This is a genomic window from Salinicola aestuarinus (genome assembly GCF_003206645.1).
GTDB classification, from domain to species: Bacteria; Pseudomonadota; Gammaproteobacteria; order Pseudomonadales; family Halomonadaceae; genus Salinicola; species Salinicola aestuarinus.
Window position 1 is genome coordinate 108726 of sequence record NZ_PZJP01000017.1, and the last position, 17539, is coordinate 126264.

General features: G+C 65.8%; 16 protein-coding genes. All 16 read right to left on the minus strand.

What is annotated here, in order from left to right; all coding sequences use genetic code 11:
- Window positions 1–56: 56 nt before the first annotated feature.
- Entirely contained in the window at window positions 57–611 is a 555-nt protein-coding gene (locus DOM41_RS15840; protein WP_110687820.1) for a cytochrome b, read from the minus strand.
- A gap of 262 nt (window positions 612–873) precedes the next feature.
- A complete protein-coding gene (locus DOM41_RS15845; protein WP_110687821.1) occupies window positions 874–2082 on the minus strand; it encodes an O-succinylhomoserine sulfhydrylase in 1209 nt (402 codons plus the stop codon).
- Between the two features lie 57 nt (window positions 2083–2139).
- Window positions 2140–3654 (minus strand): amidophosphoribosyltransferase, encoded by a 1515-nt coding sequence (gene purF, locus DOM41_RS15850; protein ID WP_110687822.1) that lies wholly within the window; start codon window positions 3652–3654, stop codon window positions 2140–2142.
- 28 nt (window positions 3655–3682) lie between these two features.
- The gene (locus DOM41_RS15855) at window positions 3683–4285 is read right to left on the minus strand and encodes a CvpA family protein (protein ID WP_110687823.1); all 603 of its coding nucleotides are present in this window, start codon (window positions 4283–4285) and stop codon (window positions 3683–3685) included.
- Entirely contained in the window at window positions 4285–4995 is a 711-nt protein-coding gene (locus DOM41_RS15860; RefSeq protein WP_110687824.1) for an SPOR domain-containing protein, read from the minus strand. The genes DOM41_RS15855 and DOM41_RS15860 overlap by 1 nt, the downstream gene beginning before the upstream one ends.
- Before the next feature lie 48 nt (window positions 4996–5043).
- Window positions 5044–6351: a bifunctional folylpolyglutamate synthase/dihydrofolate synthase gene (locus tag DOM41_RS15865; RefSeq protein WP_110687825.1), complete on the minus strand. Its 1308-nt coding sequence runs from the start codon at window positions 6349–6351 to the stop codon at window positions 5044–5046.
- Between the two features lie 23 nt (window positions 6352–6374).
- Entirely contained in the window at window positions 6375–7304 is a 930-nt protein-coding gene (accD, locus tag DOM41_RS15870) for an acetyl-CoA carboxylase, carboxyltransferase subunit beta (protein ID WP_110687826.1), read from the minus strand.
- A 123-nt stretch (window positions 7305–7427) separates the two neighbouring features.
- Window positions 7428–8258: a tryptophan synthase subunit alpha gene (trpA, locus tag DOM41_RS15875; protein ID WP_110687827.1), complete on the minus strand. Its 831-nt coding sequence runs from the start codon at window positions 8256–8258 to the stop codon at window positions 7428–7430.
- Between the two features lie 13 nt (window positions 8259–8271).
- A complete protein-coding gene (gene trpB / locus DOM41_RS15880; protein WP_110687828.1) occupies window positions 8272–9486 on the minus strand; it encodes a tryptophan synthase subunit beta in 1215 nt (404 codons plus the stop codon).
- 10 nt (window positions 9487–9496) lie between these two features.
- On the minus strand, window positions 9497–10168 hold the full coding sequence (locus DOM41_RS15885) for a phosphoribosylanthranilate isomerase (protein WP_110687829.1): 672 nt from the start codon (window positions 10166–10168) through the stop codon (window positions 9497–9499).
- A complete protein-coding gene (truA, locus tag DOM41_RS15890; protein ID WP_110687830.1) occupies window positions 10165–11133 on the minus strand; it encodes a tRNA pseudouridine(38-40) synthase TruA in 969 nt (322 codons plus the stop codon). The genes DOM41_RS15885 and truA overlap by 4 nt, the downstream gene beginning before the upstream one ends.
- A gap of 40 nt (window positions 11134–11173) precedes the next feature.
- Entirely contained in the window at window positions 11174–13645 is a 2472-nt protein-coding gene (locus tag DOM41_RS15895; protein WP_110687831.1) for a type IV pilus assembly protein FimV, read from the minus strand.
- A 166-nt stretch (window positions 13646–13811) separates the two neighbouring features.
- The gene (asd, locus tag DOM41_RS15900) at window positions 13812–14927 is read right to left on the minus strand and encodes an aspartate-semialdehyde dehydrogenase (protein WP_110687832.1); all 1116 of its coding nucleotides are present in this window, start codon (window positions 14925–14927) and stop codon (window positions 13812–13814) included.
- Between the two features lie 99 nt (window positions 14928–15026).
- Entirely contained in the window at window positions 15027–16106 is a 1080-nt protein-coding gene (gene leuB, locus DOM41_RS15905; protein ID WP_110687833.1) for a 3-isopropylmalate dehydrogenase, read from the minus strand.
- Window positions 16107–16115: 9 nt separating this feature from the next.
- Window positions 16116–16901 (minus strand): class I SAM-dependent methyltransferase, encoded by a 786-nt coding sequence (locus tag DOM41_RS15910; RefSeq protein ID WP_110687834.1) that lies wholly within the window; start codon window positions 16899–16901, stop codon window positions 16116–16118.
- Window positions 16894–17538 carry a 3-isopropylmalate dehydratase small subunit gene (gene leuD, locus DOM41_RS15915; RefSeq protein ID WP_110687835.1) on the minus strand — a complete coding sequence of 215 codons (645 nt, stop codon included), beginning with the start codon at window positions 17536–17538 and terminating at the stop codon, window positions 16894–16896. The genes DOM41_RS15910 and leuD overlap by 8 nt, the downstream gene beginning before the upstream one ends.
- Window position 17539: the final 1 nt, after the last annotated feature.

The window sequence follows — 17539 nt, forward strand, 5'->3', positions numbered from 1 at the left end:
GTGTCACGAGCGTTGCAGTCCGCGCGGCGGGGTTCTTCTTCGCCGCGCGTTCGATTTCAGTGGCGCCTGGACGGGCGCGTCGTCAGCATTCGCGTGAGGGTATCGGTGCGGTCGACGAAGTGATGCTTCAGTGCCGCTAGCCCGTGCCCCACGGCGAGCACGACCAGCGACCAGGCGGCGTACCAGTGAATGTCGCCGGCGATGACCGCCTGGTGTGGCAAGCCGGTCACCAGCGCCGGCACCGCGAACAGGCCAAAGACGCTGATTCCTTCACCTTCGGCGGTCGAGATCAGATATCCCGAGACCATCACGACGAACAGTGTCAGATAGATCAGGCCGTGCCCCAGATGCGCCGCCAGCCGCTTCCTTGAGCTGCCGTGAGCCGCGGGGGTTGGCTGCAGGACACGCCAGGCCACGCGAAAGAGGCTCAGGGCGAGCAGTACGATACCGATCGATTTATGCCACCACGGCGCCATCTTGTACCAGGCGTCATAGTAGCCAAGACCGGTCATCCACCACCCCAGCGCGAAGAGACCGAAGACAGTCAGCGCACTCAGCCAATGCACGCCGATGCTGATACGTCCCCATCCGTTTTTGGAGTTGCTCCACATGGCGTCTTCTCTGTCGGCTCGTGACGTCTAGCATACGGGCTCTGTCGGCGATCACTAGCGCGACGCGCGTCACTCAATCATTCACGATAGGGAAACAATCGCGGCCTAACGACCCAGGATTAGTGACCGCGACGACATATTGGGCCGCGCCTTGCGGGCTACGGCCCCGGCAGGAACGAAAAAACCCGCCGAGGGCGGGTTTTGGAACAACGTTGGCTGTCCAGTATGGCGATGCCAGAGTGCGCCGCGCTGCCCGAGCTCGCTACAGCGTGCTCAGGCCGCGTTGCAGGTCCGCCTTGAGATCTTCGAGCGCCTCGAGTCCGACGGCAATACGCACCAGCCCTTCGCTGATGCCGGCATCGGCGCGCTGAGCGTCGCTGAGACGCCCGTGGGTGGTGGTCGCGGGATGCGTGATGGTGGTCTTGACGTCACCCAGGTTGCCGGTGATCGACAGGACGCGGGTGCTGTCGATCACGTGCCACGCGGCGGGTTGTCCGCCCTTGATCTCGACGCCCATCACCGCACCGAAGTCGCGCTGCTGACGCTTGGCCAGTGCATGCTGCGGGTGGCTTTCGAGCCCCGAGTAGTGCACTCGCGCTACCGCCGGCTGCGCTTCGAGCCACTGCGCCAGCGCTTTCGCGTTGCGGCTGTGGGCCTGCATGCGCAGGTCGAGCGTCTCCAGACCCTTGAGAAAGATCCAGGCGTTGAACGGGCTCATGCAAGGGCCGCAGGTCCGAACGACGCCATAGAGCTTCTCGAGTTCGGCGTCACGGCCAACGACGGCCCCGCCGATCGCCCGCCCCTGCCCATCGAGATACTTGGTCGCCGAGTGGATCACCAGATCCGCCCCCAGCGCGAGGGGGCGCTGCAGCGCGGGGGTCAAAAAGCAGTTGTCGATCGCCAACCAGGCACCGTGGCGATGGGCGAGCTCGGCCAGCGCCTGAATATCGACCAGACCATTGAGCGGATTCGACGGCGTCTCGGCAAACAGCAGCCGAGTCTTCGCGGTGATCGCCGCCTCCCACGCCTGCAGATCGTCGAGCTCGACATAACGCGGCGTGATCCCGAACTTGGAGAGGTACTTGTCGAACAGCGCGACGGTCGAGCCGAAAACCGAACGCGAGACGACCACCTCATCACCGGCTTCGAGCAGCGCCAGCACCGTAGAAAGTATCGCTGCCATGCCGGAGCTGGTGGCCACACAGCGCTCGCCACCCTCCATCACCGCCAGACGTTTCTCGAAGTTGCGCACCGTGGGGTTGGTAAAACGCGAGTAGACGTTGCCCGGCTCCTCGCCCTTGAACTTGCGCGCTGCCTCGGCGGCACTTCCGTAGACAAAGCTCGAGGTCGGAAAGATAGGCTCGCCATGCTCCTGTTCATGGGTGCGCTCGTGGCCTGCCCGCAGCGCCAGCGTCTCGAGGGCCAGCGTCGACTCGTCGAAGGGCTCGTCCTGAGAGGGATCGTGTGTCATCTCTGCACTCCTTGTCCGCGGCAACCGGCCTGGCGGCCGCGGCTGGGTCATTTCGGCTCAGTCGTCTTCGCTGTCGTTATGCAGATCGACGACGGCGTTAAGGCTGTCACTCTCCGACTTGGCGGCATCGTTGCGCGCCGCTTCCAACGCCGCGAGATAGGCGTCGTCGACGTCGCCGGTGACATAGCTGCCATCGAACACGGAGCAGTCGAAGTCGTCCAGCGCCGGATTGACCTCGCGACAGGCAGCCTTGAGATCCTCGAGATCCTGATAGATCAGGCGGTCCGCGCCAATCAGCTCGCCCACCTCGGCGTCGCTACGACCGTGCGCCACCAGCTCGCTCGCCACCGGCATGTCGATGCCGTAGACGTTGGGGTAGCGCACCGCCGGTGCGGCAGACGCAAAGTAGACCTTGTTGGCGCCGGCATCCCGCGCCATCTGGATGATCTGACTGCAAGTCGTGCCACGCACGATGGAGTCGTCCACCAGCATCACGTTCTTGCCGGCGAACTCGCTGGCGATGGCGTTGAGCTTCTGCCGCACCGACTTCTTGCGCTGCGTCTGCCCAGGCATGATGAAGGTCCGGCCGATGTAGCGGTTCTTCATGAAGCCTTCACGGAACGTGACGCCGATATGCTGGGCAAGCTCGAGCGCTGTGGTCCGTGAGGTGTCGGGAATCGGAATGACCACGTCGATGTCGTGATCCGGCCACTCGCGCTGAATGCGATCACCGAGCTTGCGGCCCATCTGCATCCGCGTGCCGTAGACGTAGGCACCGTCGAGCATCGAGTCCGGACGCGCCAGATAGACATGCTCGAAGATGCACGGTGTGAGTCGCGGTTGATCGACGCACTGCTGGGTGTGCACGGTCTTGTCCATATCGACGAAGATCGCTTCACCCGGGGCCAGATCGCGCTCGAGTTCGAAACCACCGACGTCGAGAGCGACCGATTCGGAGGCGATCATCACGTCTGGCGTGGCCCCTTCGTCGCGCGTGCCGTAGACCACGGGGCGAATGCCGTGCGGATCGCGAAACGCCACCAGTCCAAATCCGTTGATGATAGCCACCGCCGCGTAGCCGCCGCGGCAGCGCCGATGGACCCGGCGTACGGCATCGAAGATATCTTCAGGCGTTAGGGTGTGCCCCTGCTTGCCCAGCTCGTGGGCGAAGACATTGAGCAGCACTTCGGAGTCCGAGCTTGTGTTGATGTGACGCAGATCCGAGGAGAAGAGCTCCTGCTTGAGCTGGTCGGAGTTGGTCAGATTGCCGTTGTGGGCCAGCGTGATGCCGTAGGGGGAGTTCACATAGAACGGTTGCGACTCGGCTTCGCTGGCCGTCCCCGCGGTCGGGTAGCGAACGTGACCGATGCCGAGCCCGCCCGTCAGCCGTTTCATGTGGCGTGTATGGAATACATCGCGCACCAGGCCGTTGTTCTTGCGCAACAGAAAGCGACCATCGTCCCAGGTCATCATGCCGGCGGCGTCCTGTCCGCGGTGTTGCAAAACCGTCAGCGCGTCATAGATCGACTGATTGACCGCTTCATTGGCCATGAGGCCTACGATACCGCACATTCCGCCTTACCTCGCTTGTTGCACCCGCTCAAGGGGCCGGTCGGGAGTTCGGGGGCTCGGACGCCGCCTCCTCCTCCCGCTGGTATGAAGATGTTGGGCCGCCGGGAATCCCCAGCGGCAATTGCCGCATTGCCTCTTGCGCCCGCGACGGGTCGACGTCCCAGCTCTGAAGCTGAACCACCGCCCAGTCCCGCAGCGACTCGAAGGAGGGGCGTAGCTGGGCGTCTCGCCACGCCTGAATCTGCGACAGTGGCGTGAGACCGATGACCACCGTGGCGATGACCAGAATCGCCGCGCCACGGGCAAGGCCGAACGCCGCCCCCGCCAGCCGGTTGAAGAAGCCCAGGCCGACCCACTCGATCGCCGCGGTCAGCACGCGGATGACCACGCCACAAGCAATGACGACGACCAGGATGACAATGATGAACCCCAGCACCAGCCGGACATCCGGGTGGTCGATGTAAGGCTCCAGCAGATCGCCGATCGGCTGGGCGAACACGCGCGCTGCCAGCAGCGCGGCGATCCAGGCGCCGAGGCCCAGCGCCTCTCGCACCAGGCCACGCAAAAAGCCTGCCAGCATGGAGATCGTCAATGCCAGCAGGAAGGCGTAATCCAGCCACGTCAGAGGCATCAGTTACCCGGATTGCGAATCAGGAGTCCCTGAATATTGGCCGCCTGCTTGAGCTCGCCGCGCGCCGACTCGCCCGCATCGGACGAGCCGTAGGGACCGACATAAACCGTGGTCAGGTCGTTGTCCCGCGGCTGCGAATAGGCGGGAAAGCCCTGCGACTTGAGATCGGCCGTCAGCCGTTCGGCGTTGCCGGCCTGGCCAAAGCTGCCGACCTGGACCACCCAGCCACCGTCGGGGGTCGCCGGCGTGCGCGAGCCACTCTCGGCCGGCGCCGAGTCCTCGCTGGCAGCCGGGGCACTCTCGGCGGGTGCGCTCGACGACGTTTCGGATTCGGCGATCTCGGCGATCGGGTCGGTACGCGGCTGCGTGGCCGACGAGCCGCTCTGGCCGTCGTCGGAAGCGACGTCATCGCCGTCACTGGACTGGCCGAAGCCCCCGTTACCCCCGCTGAGCTGGCCGGACGTGTCAGGTTCAGGCACCGCGGTGTTCGGCTGGCCGGACTGGCCGGTCGCGACCGATGCCGGCGGCTGGGGCGATTCGATAATCCGTTGACGGGCTTCGCCGCCGTCGACCGGCTGTTCGATCACCATGACCGGCTCCGGCTCCTGCTCACGCGGTGCCGGCTCATCGAACAGCATGGGAAGAAAGAGCGCGCCGAGCGCGACGAGAATGACTGCACCGATGATCCGTTCACGCCATCCGTACTTCATACAACCTCCTTGATCGAGCCATGCTCGGCGGCGGACGCCGCATGCCATTCATTCATTTGCATCATCGAGCGCGGCGAGCGCCTCGCCGACGGTGTAAAACGACCCACAGACCAGCACCTCGTCATCTGCCGAGAGCCGCGGGGCCAGCCACGCGACGCCGGCCGCGGGCGAATCGCATATCGCATCGAGGGCGAGGCCCTGACGCTCCAGGCAATCCGCGAGCGCCGCCCCGCTTCTACCGCGCGGCCCGGCGAGCCCCACAGCCACCCAGGTATCCACGACCGGCTTCAGCGCTGTCACTAACGCCTCGGCGTCCTTGTCCGCCAGCACACCGATCAAACCGATGCGGCGCGACGGACGGGGCCGAGAGGCAAGCCGCTCGGCCACATAGCTCGCCGCGTGTTGATTGTGCGCCACATCGAGGCACCAGCGCCCGTGCCACTGTAGCCGGCCCGTCAGCGAGACCGTCTCGAAGGCGGTGCGAACCGCGCTCGCCTCAAGTTCGACGCCGCAGAGCACCAGCGCCTGCAGCGCGGCCGCCGCATTATCCAGCGGCAGCCCCGGGTCGGGCAGAGTCTCAAGTTCATGGCCGGTCATTTCCGGGCCCTTCTGGCTGGCGCCGTGCCAGTGCCAGCGCCCGTGGTTGCCGACCGCCGAACGGTGATCGAAAGCCTGCCCCAGCCAGTAGCTCGGACAGCCCAGCGACGAGAGCCGCTCACCGATACTTACCGGCAGCGCGCGCGACCCCAGAACCGCCGGGCGGCCGGGACGCAGAATGCCCGCCTTCTCGCGGCCGATACCGTCGAGATCACTGCCCAGGAAATCGGCGTGGTCGTGGGCGATGGTGGTGATCACCGCGACATCGGCATCGACGACGTTGACCGCATCGAGTCGTCCACCCAGGCCGACCTCGAGGATTGCGATGTCCGGCTGCCGCTTTGCCATCCCCACCATGGCGGCGAGCGTACCCGCCTCGAAGTAGCTGAGACTGATCGGGTCGTCGCTGAGCCGCGCCGCCTCGACCTGTTCGAAGCCATCGATGAGCGTAGCGTCGTCTACCGGCTCGCCGTCGACGCTCAGCCGCTCGTTGTAACGGATCAGATGGGGCGAGGTGTACGCCGCGGTCGACAGGCCGTGAGCGCGAGCCAGACGTTCGATCATCGCGACCGTCGAGCCCTTGCCGTTGGTGCCCGCGACGGTGACCACCCGGCCGCCCAGGGCCGAGGCACTCAGGCCCAGCCGCTCGGCGACACGGGCAACCCGCTCGAGCCCCATGTCGATGGCGACCGGATGCTGGCGCTCGAGCCGCAGGAGCCAGTCGTCGAGCGTCACAGTCTGGCTGTCATCTTGGGTCATTCGACACATTCCGCCGCGACAACTCAGCGCGTCGTCGCGCTGAGCTCGGAATCGTCACCCAACGGTGAGTAGTCCGACTCATCCGGCTTGCCGATCGCCGGCTGATGCGTCAGCTGACGCAGCACGCGACCCAGACGCTCGCGCATTTCGGGACGTGCGATGATCATGTCGACCGTACCGTGCTCGAGCAGAAACTCGCTGCGCTGGAACCCTTCCGGCAGTGTCTCGCGCACCGTCTGTTCGATGACGCGGGGGCCGGCGAAACCGATCAGTGCATTGGGCTCGGCCACATTGAGGTCGCCGAGCATCGCGAGCGACGCGGAGACCCCGCCGAACACCGGATCGGTGAGTACGGAGATATAGGGAATGCCCGCCTGCTTCAACTTCTCGAGCGCCGCCGACGTCTTGGCCATCTGCATCAGCGAGAAGAGCGCTTCCTGCATGCGCGCCCCGCCGGAAGCGGCAAAGCAGATCAGCGGAATTCCCTCCTCCCGGGCGAGCGTTGCCGCGCGCACGAACTTCTCGCCGACGATGGCACCCATGGAGCCGCCCATGAAGGAAAACTCGAAGGCGACGGCAATGACCGGCAGACCGTCGAGCGTGCCGCGCATGCTGATGAGGGCATCGTTCTCGTCGGTCGATTTCTGCGCCGCGGCGAGACGATCCTTGTACTTCTTGGAGTCACGAAACTTGAGGCGATCGGTTGGCTGAAGGTCAGCGTCGATCTCCTCGCGCCCTTCGGCGTCGAGGAACCAGTTGAGACGCTTGCGCGCCGTCAGCCGCAGGTGATGTTCGCACTTGGGGCAGACGTTCTGATGCTTCTCGAGCTCGGGAAGATAGAGAACCGCTTCACAACTCGGACACTTGCGCCAGAGGCCATCGGGCACGCTGGCACGACGGTCGTTACGCTGGGTACGGCTCATCGACGGGACGATCTTGTCTAGCCAGCTCATGTCAAAAACGCTTCCCCATGGTTATCTAGGACGTGGTTACGAAAAAAAAGCGCGCGACGCGGGGGATGATGCCGCCCCCGTCACGCGTGAAGGAGGCGATGATACCAAAGCCGCCTTCGGGGATCAGGCCTTGGCGTTGCGATCCATCGCCTGTCGCATCTCGCTCAGGATCGCCTTGAGTGCCTCGGGGATAGTCTCCGGTGACTCGGCACGCTCGGCAATGCGGCCAACCAGTGCGCTGCCCACGATCACGCCGTCCGCGAACCTGCCAACGGCGGCGGCGCTTTCGCCATCGCGAATACCGAAGCCGACACAGAGCGGCAGCGTGGTCAGCTCCCGCAGCCTGGCGAGCTGCTCGCCGACCGCATCGGCGTCGAGCGTCGCGGCGCCGGTCACGCCCTTGAGCGACACGTAATAGAGATAGCCCTGGCCGTGATGGCAGATCGAGCGTGCCCGCGCCTCGGACGTGGTCGGGGCCAGCAGAAAGATCGACTGCAATCCCTGCTCGGCGAAAAGCGCGGCGTTGTCGTCGATCTCCTCCGGGGGCATATCGACGGCGAGAAAACCGTCGACGCCGCTCGCCTTGGCCTGACGCGCGAAATTGGCGTACCCCATACGCTCGACCGGGTTGAGATAGCCCATCAGCACCACCGGTGTCTCGGTATCCTGCTGGCGAAACTCGGCGACCATTTCGAGCACGTGAGTCAGCCGGGTGCCGTGGACCAGCGCTCGCTCGCACGCTTTCTGGATCACCGGGCCGTCAGCCATCGGATCGGAGAACGGCACCCCGAGTTCGATCAGATCCGCGCCCGCCTCGACGCAGGCGTGCATGAAGCCGACGGTATGGGTCGGCCCCGGGTCACCGGCCGTGATAAAGGGAATCAGTGCCGTGCGCCCCTGGGACTTGAGCGCGGCAAAACGCCGATCGATGCGATTGGTGTCACTGCTGTTCATGTCGGCCCCTGATTCAAAATTCGATGCCGTCGATCTGGGCGACGGTGTGAATGTCCTTGTCGCCGCGACCGGAGAGATTGACGATGATGTGCTGATCGGTGCGCATCTCGGCGGCCATCTTCTTGGCGTGCGCCAGCGCGTGGGCGGTTTCCAGCGCCGGCATGATGCCTTCGACGCAGGTCAGTTCGCGGAATGCCGCCAGGACTTCGTCGTCATTGGCAGCGACGTAGTCGACGCGACCGACGTCTTTCCACAGCGCATGCTCCGGGCCCACACCGGGGTAGTCGAGGCCTGCCGAGACGGAGTGGGTATCGGCGATCTGACCGCCCTCGTCGGACATGAGATAGGTGCGGTTGCCATGAAGCACGCCGCGCGGGGCGTTGGCGGTCAACGGTGCCGCGTGGCGGCCGCTGGCCAGACCCTCGCCGCCCGCTTCGACGCCCACCATGCGAACCTCGTCGTCCTGGACGAACGGGTAGAACAGGCCCATCGCATTGGAGCCACCGCCGACGCAGGCGACCAGGGCATCCGGCAGCCGGCCGATCTGCTCCAGCGACTGGCGGCGCGCCTCGCGCCCGACCACCGCGCTGAAGTCGCGGACGATCATCGGATAGGGATGCGGCCCGGCCACGGTGCCAATGATGTAGAAGGTGTTGTCGACGTTGGTGACCCAGTCACGCAGCGCTTCGTTCATGGCGTCCTTGAGCGTGCGCGAGCCGGACTCGACCGGCACGACCTTGGCGCCAAGCAGGCGCATCCGATAGACGTTGAGCTTCTGACGCTGCACGTCTTCGGCGCCCATGTAGACCTCGCATTCGAGCCCCAGTCGCGCCGCCACGGTGGCGGTCGCCACCCCGTGCTGGCCGGCGCCGGTCTCGGCGATGACCCGCGGCTTGCCGGCCTTCTTCGCCAGCAGCGCCTGGCCGATGGTGTTGTTCACCTTGTGGGCGCCGGTGTGGTTGAGATCCTCACGCTTGAGCCAGATCTGCGCCCCGCCGATGTCACGCGACCAGCGCTCGGCATGATAGAGCGGCGACGGGCGACCCACGTAGTGCGTGAGGTCACGGTCAAACTCTGCCTGGAAGGCGGGATCGTTCTTGAGCTCGGCGTAGATGGACTCGAGTTCCTCGAGGGCAAAGCTCAGCGTCTCGGAGACGAAGCGGCCGCCGTAGGCGCCAAAATGGCCGCGAGCGTCCGGCAGCTGCGTCAGATCGAAGAATCGGCTCACGTAAGGCCTCTCATGGTGTCGTTAAGTGGTGCGGCGAGCGCTTGGCGTTGGCAACGCGCACCTGCTCGCAGAAAGCGCGGACGGCGGCGGGATCCTTGATGCCACGGCGACCGTCGGTCACTTGGGACTGCCCCTCGACGCCGCCGGAAACGTCGACGGCATAGGGCTGAACCTGCGCGACGGCCTCGGCGACGTTGTCGGGTGTCAGACCTCCCGCCAGAATAACAGGTTTTGCCAGATCGCCGGGAATGCGCGCCCAGTCGAAGGTTTCCCCCGTCCCCCCCGGCACCCCCGGGCGAAAAGCGTCCAGCAGCAGCGCCCCGGCACCGGCGTAGCGCTCGGCGGCGCGGGGCAGGTCGATACCCTCGCGCATCCGTAGCGCCTTGATCCAGGGCCGGCCGAATCCGGCACAGAACTCGGGCGATTCGTCGCCGTGGAACTGCAGAAGATCGAGGTGATCCCGTGCGGCCTCGACCTCGGCAGCCGTCGGGTCGACGAATAGCCCCACCCGCGTGACGAAGGGGCTGGCAACAGCGGCCAGCTCGCCCAGCGTGTCGGCAGAGATCGCCCGCGCGCTACCGGCCCAGAGCACGAACCCGAGCGCGTCGGCACCGGCATCGACCGCCGCGGTGACATCACAGGTTCGCGTCATCCCACAGATCTTGATGCGCACGCGGCTCATGGTGTCGCCTTCTCGAGCGGGACGTTGGGATTGTGATCGACGACGTTCCCATCGGCGTCGATCCAGCGCGGCCACACTCGACGCCGGCGCATCAGCAGAGTGTCTGGAATGACATCCCGATCACCGGTCCAGTCACCCAGAAATGCCAGCATCTGCGGCCCGAGGGGCTCTTCCGGCAGCGCGAAACGCTCGTCGAAGCGCACATCGACGAAGTGCAGTCCACTGGCTGGCGCGGTGACGTTGCCCAGCGTACGGTCGCGCAGCGCCAGGAGTTTCGCCGGGTAGGACTCGCTTTCACTGCCGCGCCCGACGGCCATCAGCACGCCGGCGATGTTGCGTATCATGTGGTGAAGAAAGGCGTTGGCCTGCACATCGATCACCACCAGGGGACCATGGCGGCGCACCTCGATGAAGTGGAGATGACGAATGGGCGTGTTCGACTGACAGCCGGCCGCGCGGTAGCTCGAGAAATCATGCTCGCCGACCAGCACCTGGGCAGCGCGGTGCATGCGCTCGGCGTCCAGCGGATCTCGGCACCAGGTCACGTTGTGGCGCTCGAGCACTGGCCGCGTCGGCTGGTTGATGATGACATAGCGATAGCGACGCGCCAGCGCGGAGAAGCGCGAGTGGAATTCATCCGACACGGGCTTGAGCCAGCGAATGGCGATATCGCGGGGAAGTTTGGCGTTGGTACCAAAGACCCACGCTTTCTGCGTGCGCGCGACCGGCGCATCGAAGTGGACGATCTGACGCGTCGCATGGACGCCACTATCGGTGCGTCCGCTGCAGAACACGCGAACCGGCGTCGCGGCGATGGTGGACAGCGCCTTTTCCAGCGCGCCCTGCACGGAGTCGGCGTGGCTCAGGCGCTGCCAGCCGCAGTAGCGAGTACCGTCGTACTCGATCCCCATGGCCAGCCTACCGCTGAGTGGCCGGTTGTCATCCTGCCGAGTAAAAAACGCCATCGGAACCTGCGTGGAGTCGAGACTTGCGTCGGGGAAATCGTTAGAGGCGGCTATTATCCCGATGCGGCCGCTCGAATTCCACCTCCTCTACCTCCCACTCGGCGGGGATCGTTCCACCCTTTAGCGCCCCGGAGGCCGCTAAAGGGTGGCCACGGTCACTCGATGCCAACTCCCCGGCGCCCGAGCCGGACTGCGGCGCGTGACTGCTGGCCCCCGGCGTCTGCTGCGGCGCCGATTCGTCCTGGCAGCCGAGCGGGGCGTGAGCCTGGGTGCCGGCGGCGGTAGACCCGCTGGAGAGCGACGGGAACGACACCGTGGGCAGGCGGATTCCGCCAGCGCCAGTCGAGTCATCGTCCGGCACGAGATCAGTGTGGGGTTCGCGCTCAAGCGGCGGCGGCACATACTCGATGGTGGTCGACGGTCGACCGCGAACCGGCGCATCAGGCGCCACCGCTTGCCTTGGCAGGGGGCCGACGGCCGCAGCCACACTGGCAGAGAGGGCACTGAATGACGAGACTTCGCCCGCGTCGCTCGTCACCGAAACCCCGTCGTTGGGATATCGTTCGGCATCGATCCGATCGGGCGCGGCGTCATCGACGGCCATGTCAGCTCGGGGCACGTCACGGCCGCTCGCGTCAGCGCCGGCAGCCGACTCGAACAGCGAGTCCACTGCTTCGCTGGCCGTCACGGAGCCGGCAGCAGAAGCCATCGCGGCGTCACCGGTAGCGGTCGGGGAGCTGGCGGCCTCCGGCGTGGGCTCACTCGACACCTCGCCGGCCGTGGCCTCTGCCCAGCTCTCATCGACGTAGCGTGCCCGATAGTGATCGACCAGCGACTGCGCCTGCTGGCGCTGGGCCCGAGGCGCGTCATCCGGCAGCTCGCGAAATGCCTGCTCCATCGCCTCCATCTCTCTGAGCTCGCCATGGACCCGAATCAACGCCAAACGCTGCTTGGCGTCTTCCTGCGTGGCGAGTCGCGGCTGCAACCACTCCCGCGCCTCGGCATAGCGGCCATAGGCGATGAAGATGTCCGCCTGGCTGATCGAGGCGCTATCGGCCTCCCTCGTCTCGTCTCGCGAACCGCCCCTGTCGGCCGCCGATGGCACCTCGACGGACGCCGCCGCCGGCTCGCTGACACGATGCCGACGCTGACGGCGTCGCCAGGCGACATAGAACAGCGGCAGCAGGAGCGCGGCGGCCAACCACCGCCCCTGTTCGACGAGCAAGCCCATCGCTGGCGACGCCGCCGCCGACGATGGCGTGTCGCTGGCCGCAACGTCCGGCGCGACGCCATGACTCAGCGATGGGTCATCACCCACGACATCGCCCACGGCATCGCCGACCGAATCGACGACGCCGTCTGAAGCCGGCGACGCATCCGTCGCCATGCCCGACTGACCCTCGGGCGATGCCTCGATGTCGTTTCCGCCCTTGCCGGCCGGCATCGACGCCCCACCGGTATCAGGCGGCGATGACCCTGCCGAGTGCCCCAGGACAACGGACTCGGCGATCGGCACCGCCGCGAGCGCTTGCCCCACCAAGCCTGCCTCGCCAGCGTGGCCGACGCGTGCCTGTAGCCGATCGCGTTCGGCCGTCAGCGCGGCGATCGTCTCCCGCTGGCGCGCCGCTTGGGCGTCCAGCGCTGCGACGCGCTGACGTAGTGCCGCCAGCGACACGTCGCTCCCCTGGGTGTCGTCAAGTGCTTCCTCAACGGCCGGCTTCGAGGCTTCGCCATTCGAGGCCTCGGCCCAGTCACCGAGCGCTTGTGACATGTAGATCGCCGCGACAGCTGACTTCGCAGGGACGCTGAGCGTCACCCCGGCGCGTAGCCGGTCCCTGTCGCCGGCAACGAACGCCGAGGGATTGGCACGATAGAGTGCGAGCATTGCCGAGCGCCGCGCCACGCCCTGCTCGCCCAGCGTCTCCGCAAGGCTCGATAACGTACTCCCGGGGCGCACGCGCAGCGAGGTGGGCCAGCGGCGCTCACGCCCGCTGCGCGGCCGCGTGACCGCGGGCGATGCCGCGCCAGCACGCAAGGACTCGGACTGGCCGGTTGGCGGCGGGGTCGAGTCGCGACCCACCGATTCACCAGCGTTCTCCAGAAGCGGGGGGGCCTGGGCGTAGTCGACGGGGTCGAACAGCAGCGATACCTGCCGCTGCCACTGTCCCTGGGGCCAGGTGATCACCAGCAGCAGGTCGACGAAAGGGTCGCGAACTCGCCGCGGACTGTCGAGCACGATGGAGGGGCGACCGCCTACCGACTCGACCTGTGCGGCCAGCGTGTCGCTCAGCGCTGTCGGCACCAGCCCGGCACGGCGATAGGCGTCGGCATCGGCGACGCGGACACTGATGTCAGCCATCGACACAGCGTCGCTATCGGTCAGCGGCAGCACGACATGGAGCGGGCGATTGAGCGCGGAAGTGTCGGTGGGCTCGGCAAGCCCCAGGGCATGCACGAGTGGCGTCAGCGCGAAAAGCCACACGCCGAGTGGGAGAGAGAGCCGGTGGCGCATCGAAGCCTCGTGAACGTGACGATGGAGTGAACGTCGGAATGGGTAACTACGTTCAGCGAATCGATACGTTCATCGGCGGCGGACAGGGCAAACTTGACGGCCCGACCGCAAAAGGCCCCGGGAAGGGATCCCCGGGGCCTCGAATGACAACACGTCAGGCCTTGAGTCAGACGCGTTCGCGAAGGATACCGAGCATGCGTTTGAGCGGCTCTGCCGCCCCCCAGAGCAGCTGGTCGCCGACGCTGAAGGCCGTCAGGTACTCCCCGCCCATCGCCAGCTTGCGCAGCCGCCCTACCGGCACGTCCATGGTGCCGCTGACCGCCGACGGGGTCAGCTGCCGTAGCGTCGCCTCGGGGGTGTTGGGCACGACCTTGACCCAGGGGTTGTGACGCGCCAGACGGTCTTCGATCTCGTCAAGCGGCACATCCTGCTTCAGCTTGATGGTGAACGCCTGACTGTGCGAGCGCATCGCGCCGATACGCACGCAAAGGCCGTCGATGGGAATGGGGCTGTCGCCGGTGGCGAGAATCTTGTTGGTCTCGACACCGCCTTTCCACTCTTCCTTGCTCTGGCCGTTCTCCATTGCCTTGTCGATCCACGGCAGCAGGCTACCGGCCAGCGGCGCTCCGAAGTTGTCGACCGGAAAATCACCGCCACGCATGTTGGCCGTGACGTCGCGGTCGATATCCAGAATCGCACTCGAGGGCGTGGCCAGATCGCCGGCCACCGAGGCATGGAGCGCGCCCATCTGGTTGAGCAGCTCACGCATGTGCTTGGCACCGGAGCCGGAGGCGGCCTGATAGGTCATGGAGGTCATCCACTCGACCATGTTCGCCTCGAACAGACCGCCCAGTCCCATCAGCATCAGACTGACGGTGCAGTTGCCGCCAACGAAGGTTTTGGCGCCGCGGTCGAGCTGGGCGTCGATGACCCCACGGTTGACCGGGTCGAGCACGATGGTCGCGTCGTCGGCCATGCGCAGAGTGCTCGCCGCATCGATCCAGTAGCCCTGCCAGCCGGCTTTCCGCAGATTCTGATAGACCGCGCCGGTGTAGTCTCCGCCCTGACAGCTGAGGATGACGTCCATCGCCCGCAGCTGATCGATATCGTTGGCGTCCTTGAGCGGCGGCACTTCGACCCCGATGTCCGGACCGGGCTGGCCGGTCTGGGAGGTGGAGAAGAAGACCGGCTCGATCCCGGCGAAATCGTTGTCATCCAGCATGCGCTGCATCAGCACGGAACCGACCATTCCGCGCCAACCGACGAATCCGACTTTCAGCATCGTTGAACTACCCCGCGATACGTTGAAATTGAATAGGGTTCGAGGCCGCCGCAGGCGGCCGCCGATGTGAGTCTAGCGTACCTCGGCTACGACCTCGGCTCACGCCTCGAGAAAGGCCGCCAGCACGGCATCACCCATCTCGCGGGTCGAAACCTGGCGCGTCCCGGGGTAGGCGATGTCCGCCGTGCGCAGACCGTCGTCGAGCACCTGTCCCACGGCGCGCTCGATGCGTGCGGCAAGCTCGGCCTGGCCCAGCGAATAGCGCAGCATCATCGCCACAGACAGTATCGTCGCCAGCGGGTTGGCCAGGCCCTGGCCCGCGATATCCGGCGCGCTGCCGTGACACGGCTCGTACATGCCCTGCTGGTGCTCGTTGAGCGACGCCGACGGCAGCATGCCGATGGAGCCGGTGAGCATGGCCGCGGCGTCGGAGAGGATGTCGCCGAACATGTTCCCGGTCACCACCACGTCGAACTGCTTGGGCGCGCGAACCAGCTGCATGGCGGCGTTATCGACGTACATGTGCGACAGCTCGACATCCGGATACTCCGGCGCCAGACGGTTCATCACCTCACGCCAGAGGATAGTGACCTCGAGCACGTTGGCCTTGTCCACCGAGCAGAGCTTGCCGCCACGTTTCTGCGCCATTTCGAAGGCGACGCGGCCGATACGCTCGATCTCCGACTCCGAGTAGACATAGGTGTTGTAGCCGACGCGTTCGCCGTCGCGTTCTTCGATGCCACGGGGCTGGCCGAAGTAAATGCCGCCGGTCAACTCGCGCACGATCATGATGTCGAGCCCGGAAACCACCTCCGGCTTCAGCGTCGACGCCTCGGCGAGCTGCGGATAGAGCAACGCCGGTCGCAGGTTGGCGAACAGGTTCAGATTCTTGCGCAGCCCCAGCAGCCCCTTTTCCGGGCGCTTGGAAAGATCCTCCAGCGTGTCCCACTGTGGCCCGCCGACGGCACCAAGCAGAATCGCATCGGCGTTCCTTGCCTTGTCGAGCGTGGCGGCCGGCAGCGGATCGCCCTCGGCGTCATAGCCCGCCCCGCCGACCAGCGCCTGCTCGAGCTCGACGTCGAGCCCCGCATCGCGGCAGGCGTTCAAAATCTTGACCGCTTCGGTGGTGATCTCCGGACCGATACCGTCACCCGGCAGCACCAGAATCTTCTTGCTCATGCATTTTCCTCAAGCGTGTTCTTTGGTCGCCCACAACACCAGCATATCGGTCGTGAAGGAGCCGTCGTCGGCGATCTCGAAGGCGTCGCGCACCTCCTGACCGACCTGACGCTGTAAATGGAGAATCGCGTCGCGCATCACGTCCGGCGTGCGCATGCGGGCAATCCAAGTGCCGAAATCCAGGCGAAGACGCTGTCGCGAACTGGCGGTCATCACCAGCCCGGCTTCGCCAACCATCTGTGCCCACTCGCTGGGGGTGTAGTCGCGCACATGGCTGGTGTCGCGGAGCATCTCGACGCTTTGCAGAAAGCTATCGAAAAGCGGCTGTTCCGACGCCGTCACGTCAATGAATGCGGCCAGCCCGCCCGGCTTCAGGACGCGTCGCACCTCACGCAGCGCCAGCCCGACGTCACGCCAGTGATGCGCGGAGAAGCGGCTGCACACCACGTCAAAGCTGTTGTCCGCGAACGGCAGCGACTCGGCAACGCCCTGCACGGTTTCAATCGCGTCCAGGCCCCGTTCGGCAGCGGCGCCGGCCACCACCTCGAGCATCCGCGGTGACAGATCGTAGGCGACGACATGCTGAGCCAGCTCGGCCACCTGGAAACTGACGTGACCGGCACCACAGCCAAGATCCAGCACGCGCGCCTCGGCGATCGCGCCGACCCGTTCCCGCAGCTGCGCGAACTCCTGTCCCTGGGCGTGCACGCTGCTGCTGAGGTAGGCACTCGCCTGAGCGCCGAACTGGCGCTCGACCACCGCACCGTGATCGTTCTTCGCCGGGGCCTCAGACATCTCGAAACAGCCAGGGCTGCGCGGCGCGGTGGCGCGATTCGAACTCGGCGATAGCCCCGCCCTGCTCCAGCGTCAGGCCGATGTCGTCGAGCCCCTCAAGCAGGCAGTGCTTGCGAAAGGGATCGACGTCGAACGGAATCTCTTCACCGCTCGGGGTGATAACGCGCTGCTTGGCAAGATCGATATCCAGCCGGTATCCCTCGTGGGCCTCGGTTGCCTGGAACAGCCGTTCGACGGTCTCTTCCGCCATGGGAATCAGCAGGATGCCGTTCTTGAACGAGTTGTTGTAGAAGATGTCGGCAAAGCTCGGGGCGATGACCACGCGGAAGCCGAAGTCATCCAGCGCCCAGGGAGCGTGCTCGCGGGAGCTACCGCAGCCGAAGTTACGCCGCGCCAGCAGCACCTCGGCACCCTGGTAGCGCGGGCGGTTGAGCACGAACTCCGGATTGAGCGGTCGCTGCGATGCATCCTGGCCCGGATAGCCTTCGTCGAGATAGCGGAGCTCGTCGAACAGGTTCGGGCCGAAGCCGGTACGCTTGATCGATTTCAAAAACTGCTTGGGAATGATCAGGTCGGTATCGACGTTGGCACGATCCAACGGCGCAACGAGCCCCTGCAGGCGTTCGAACTTTTTCATG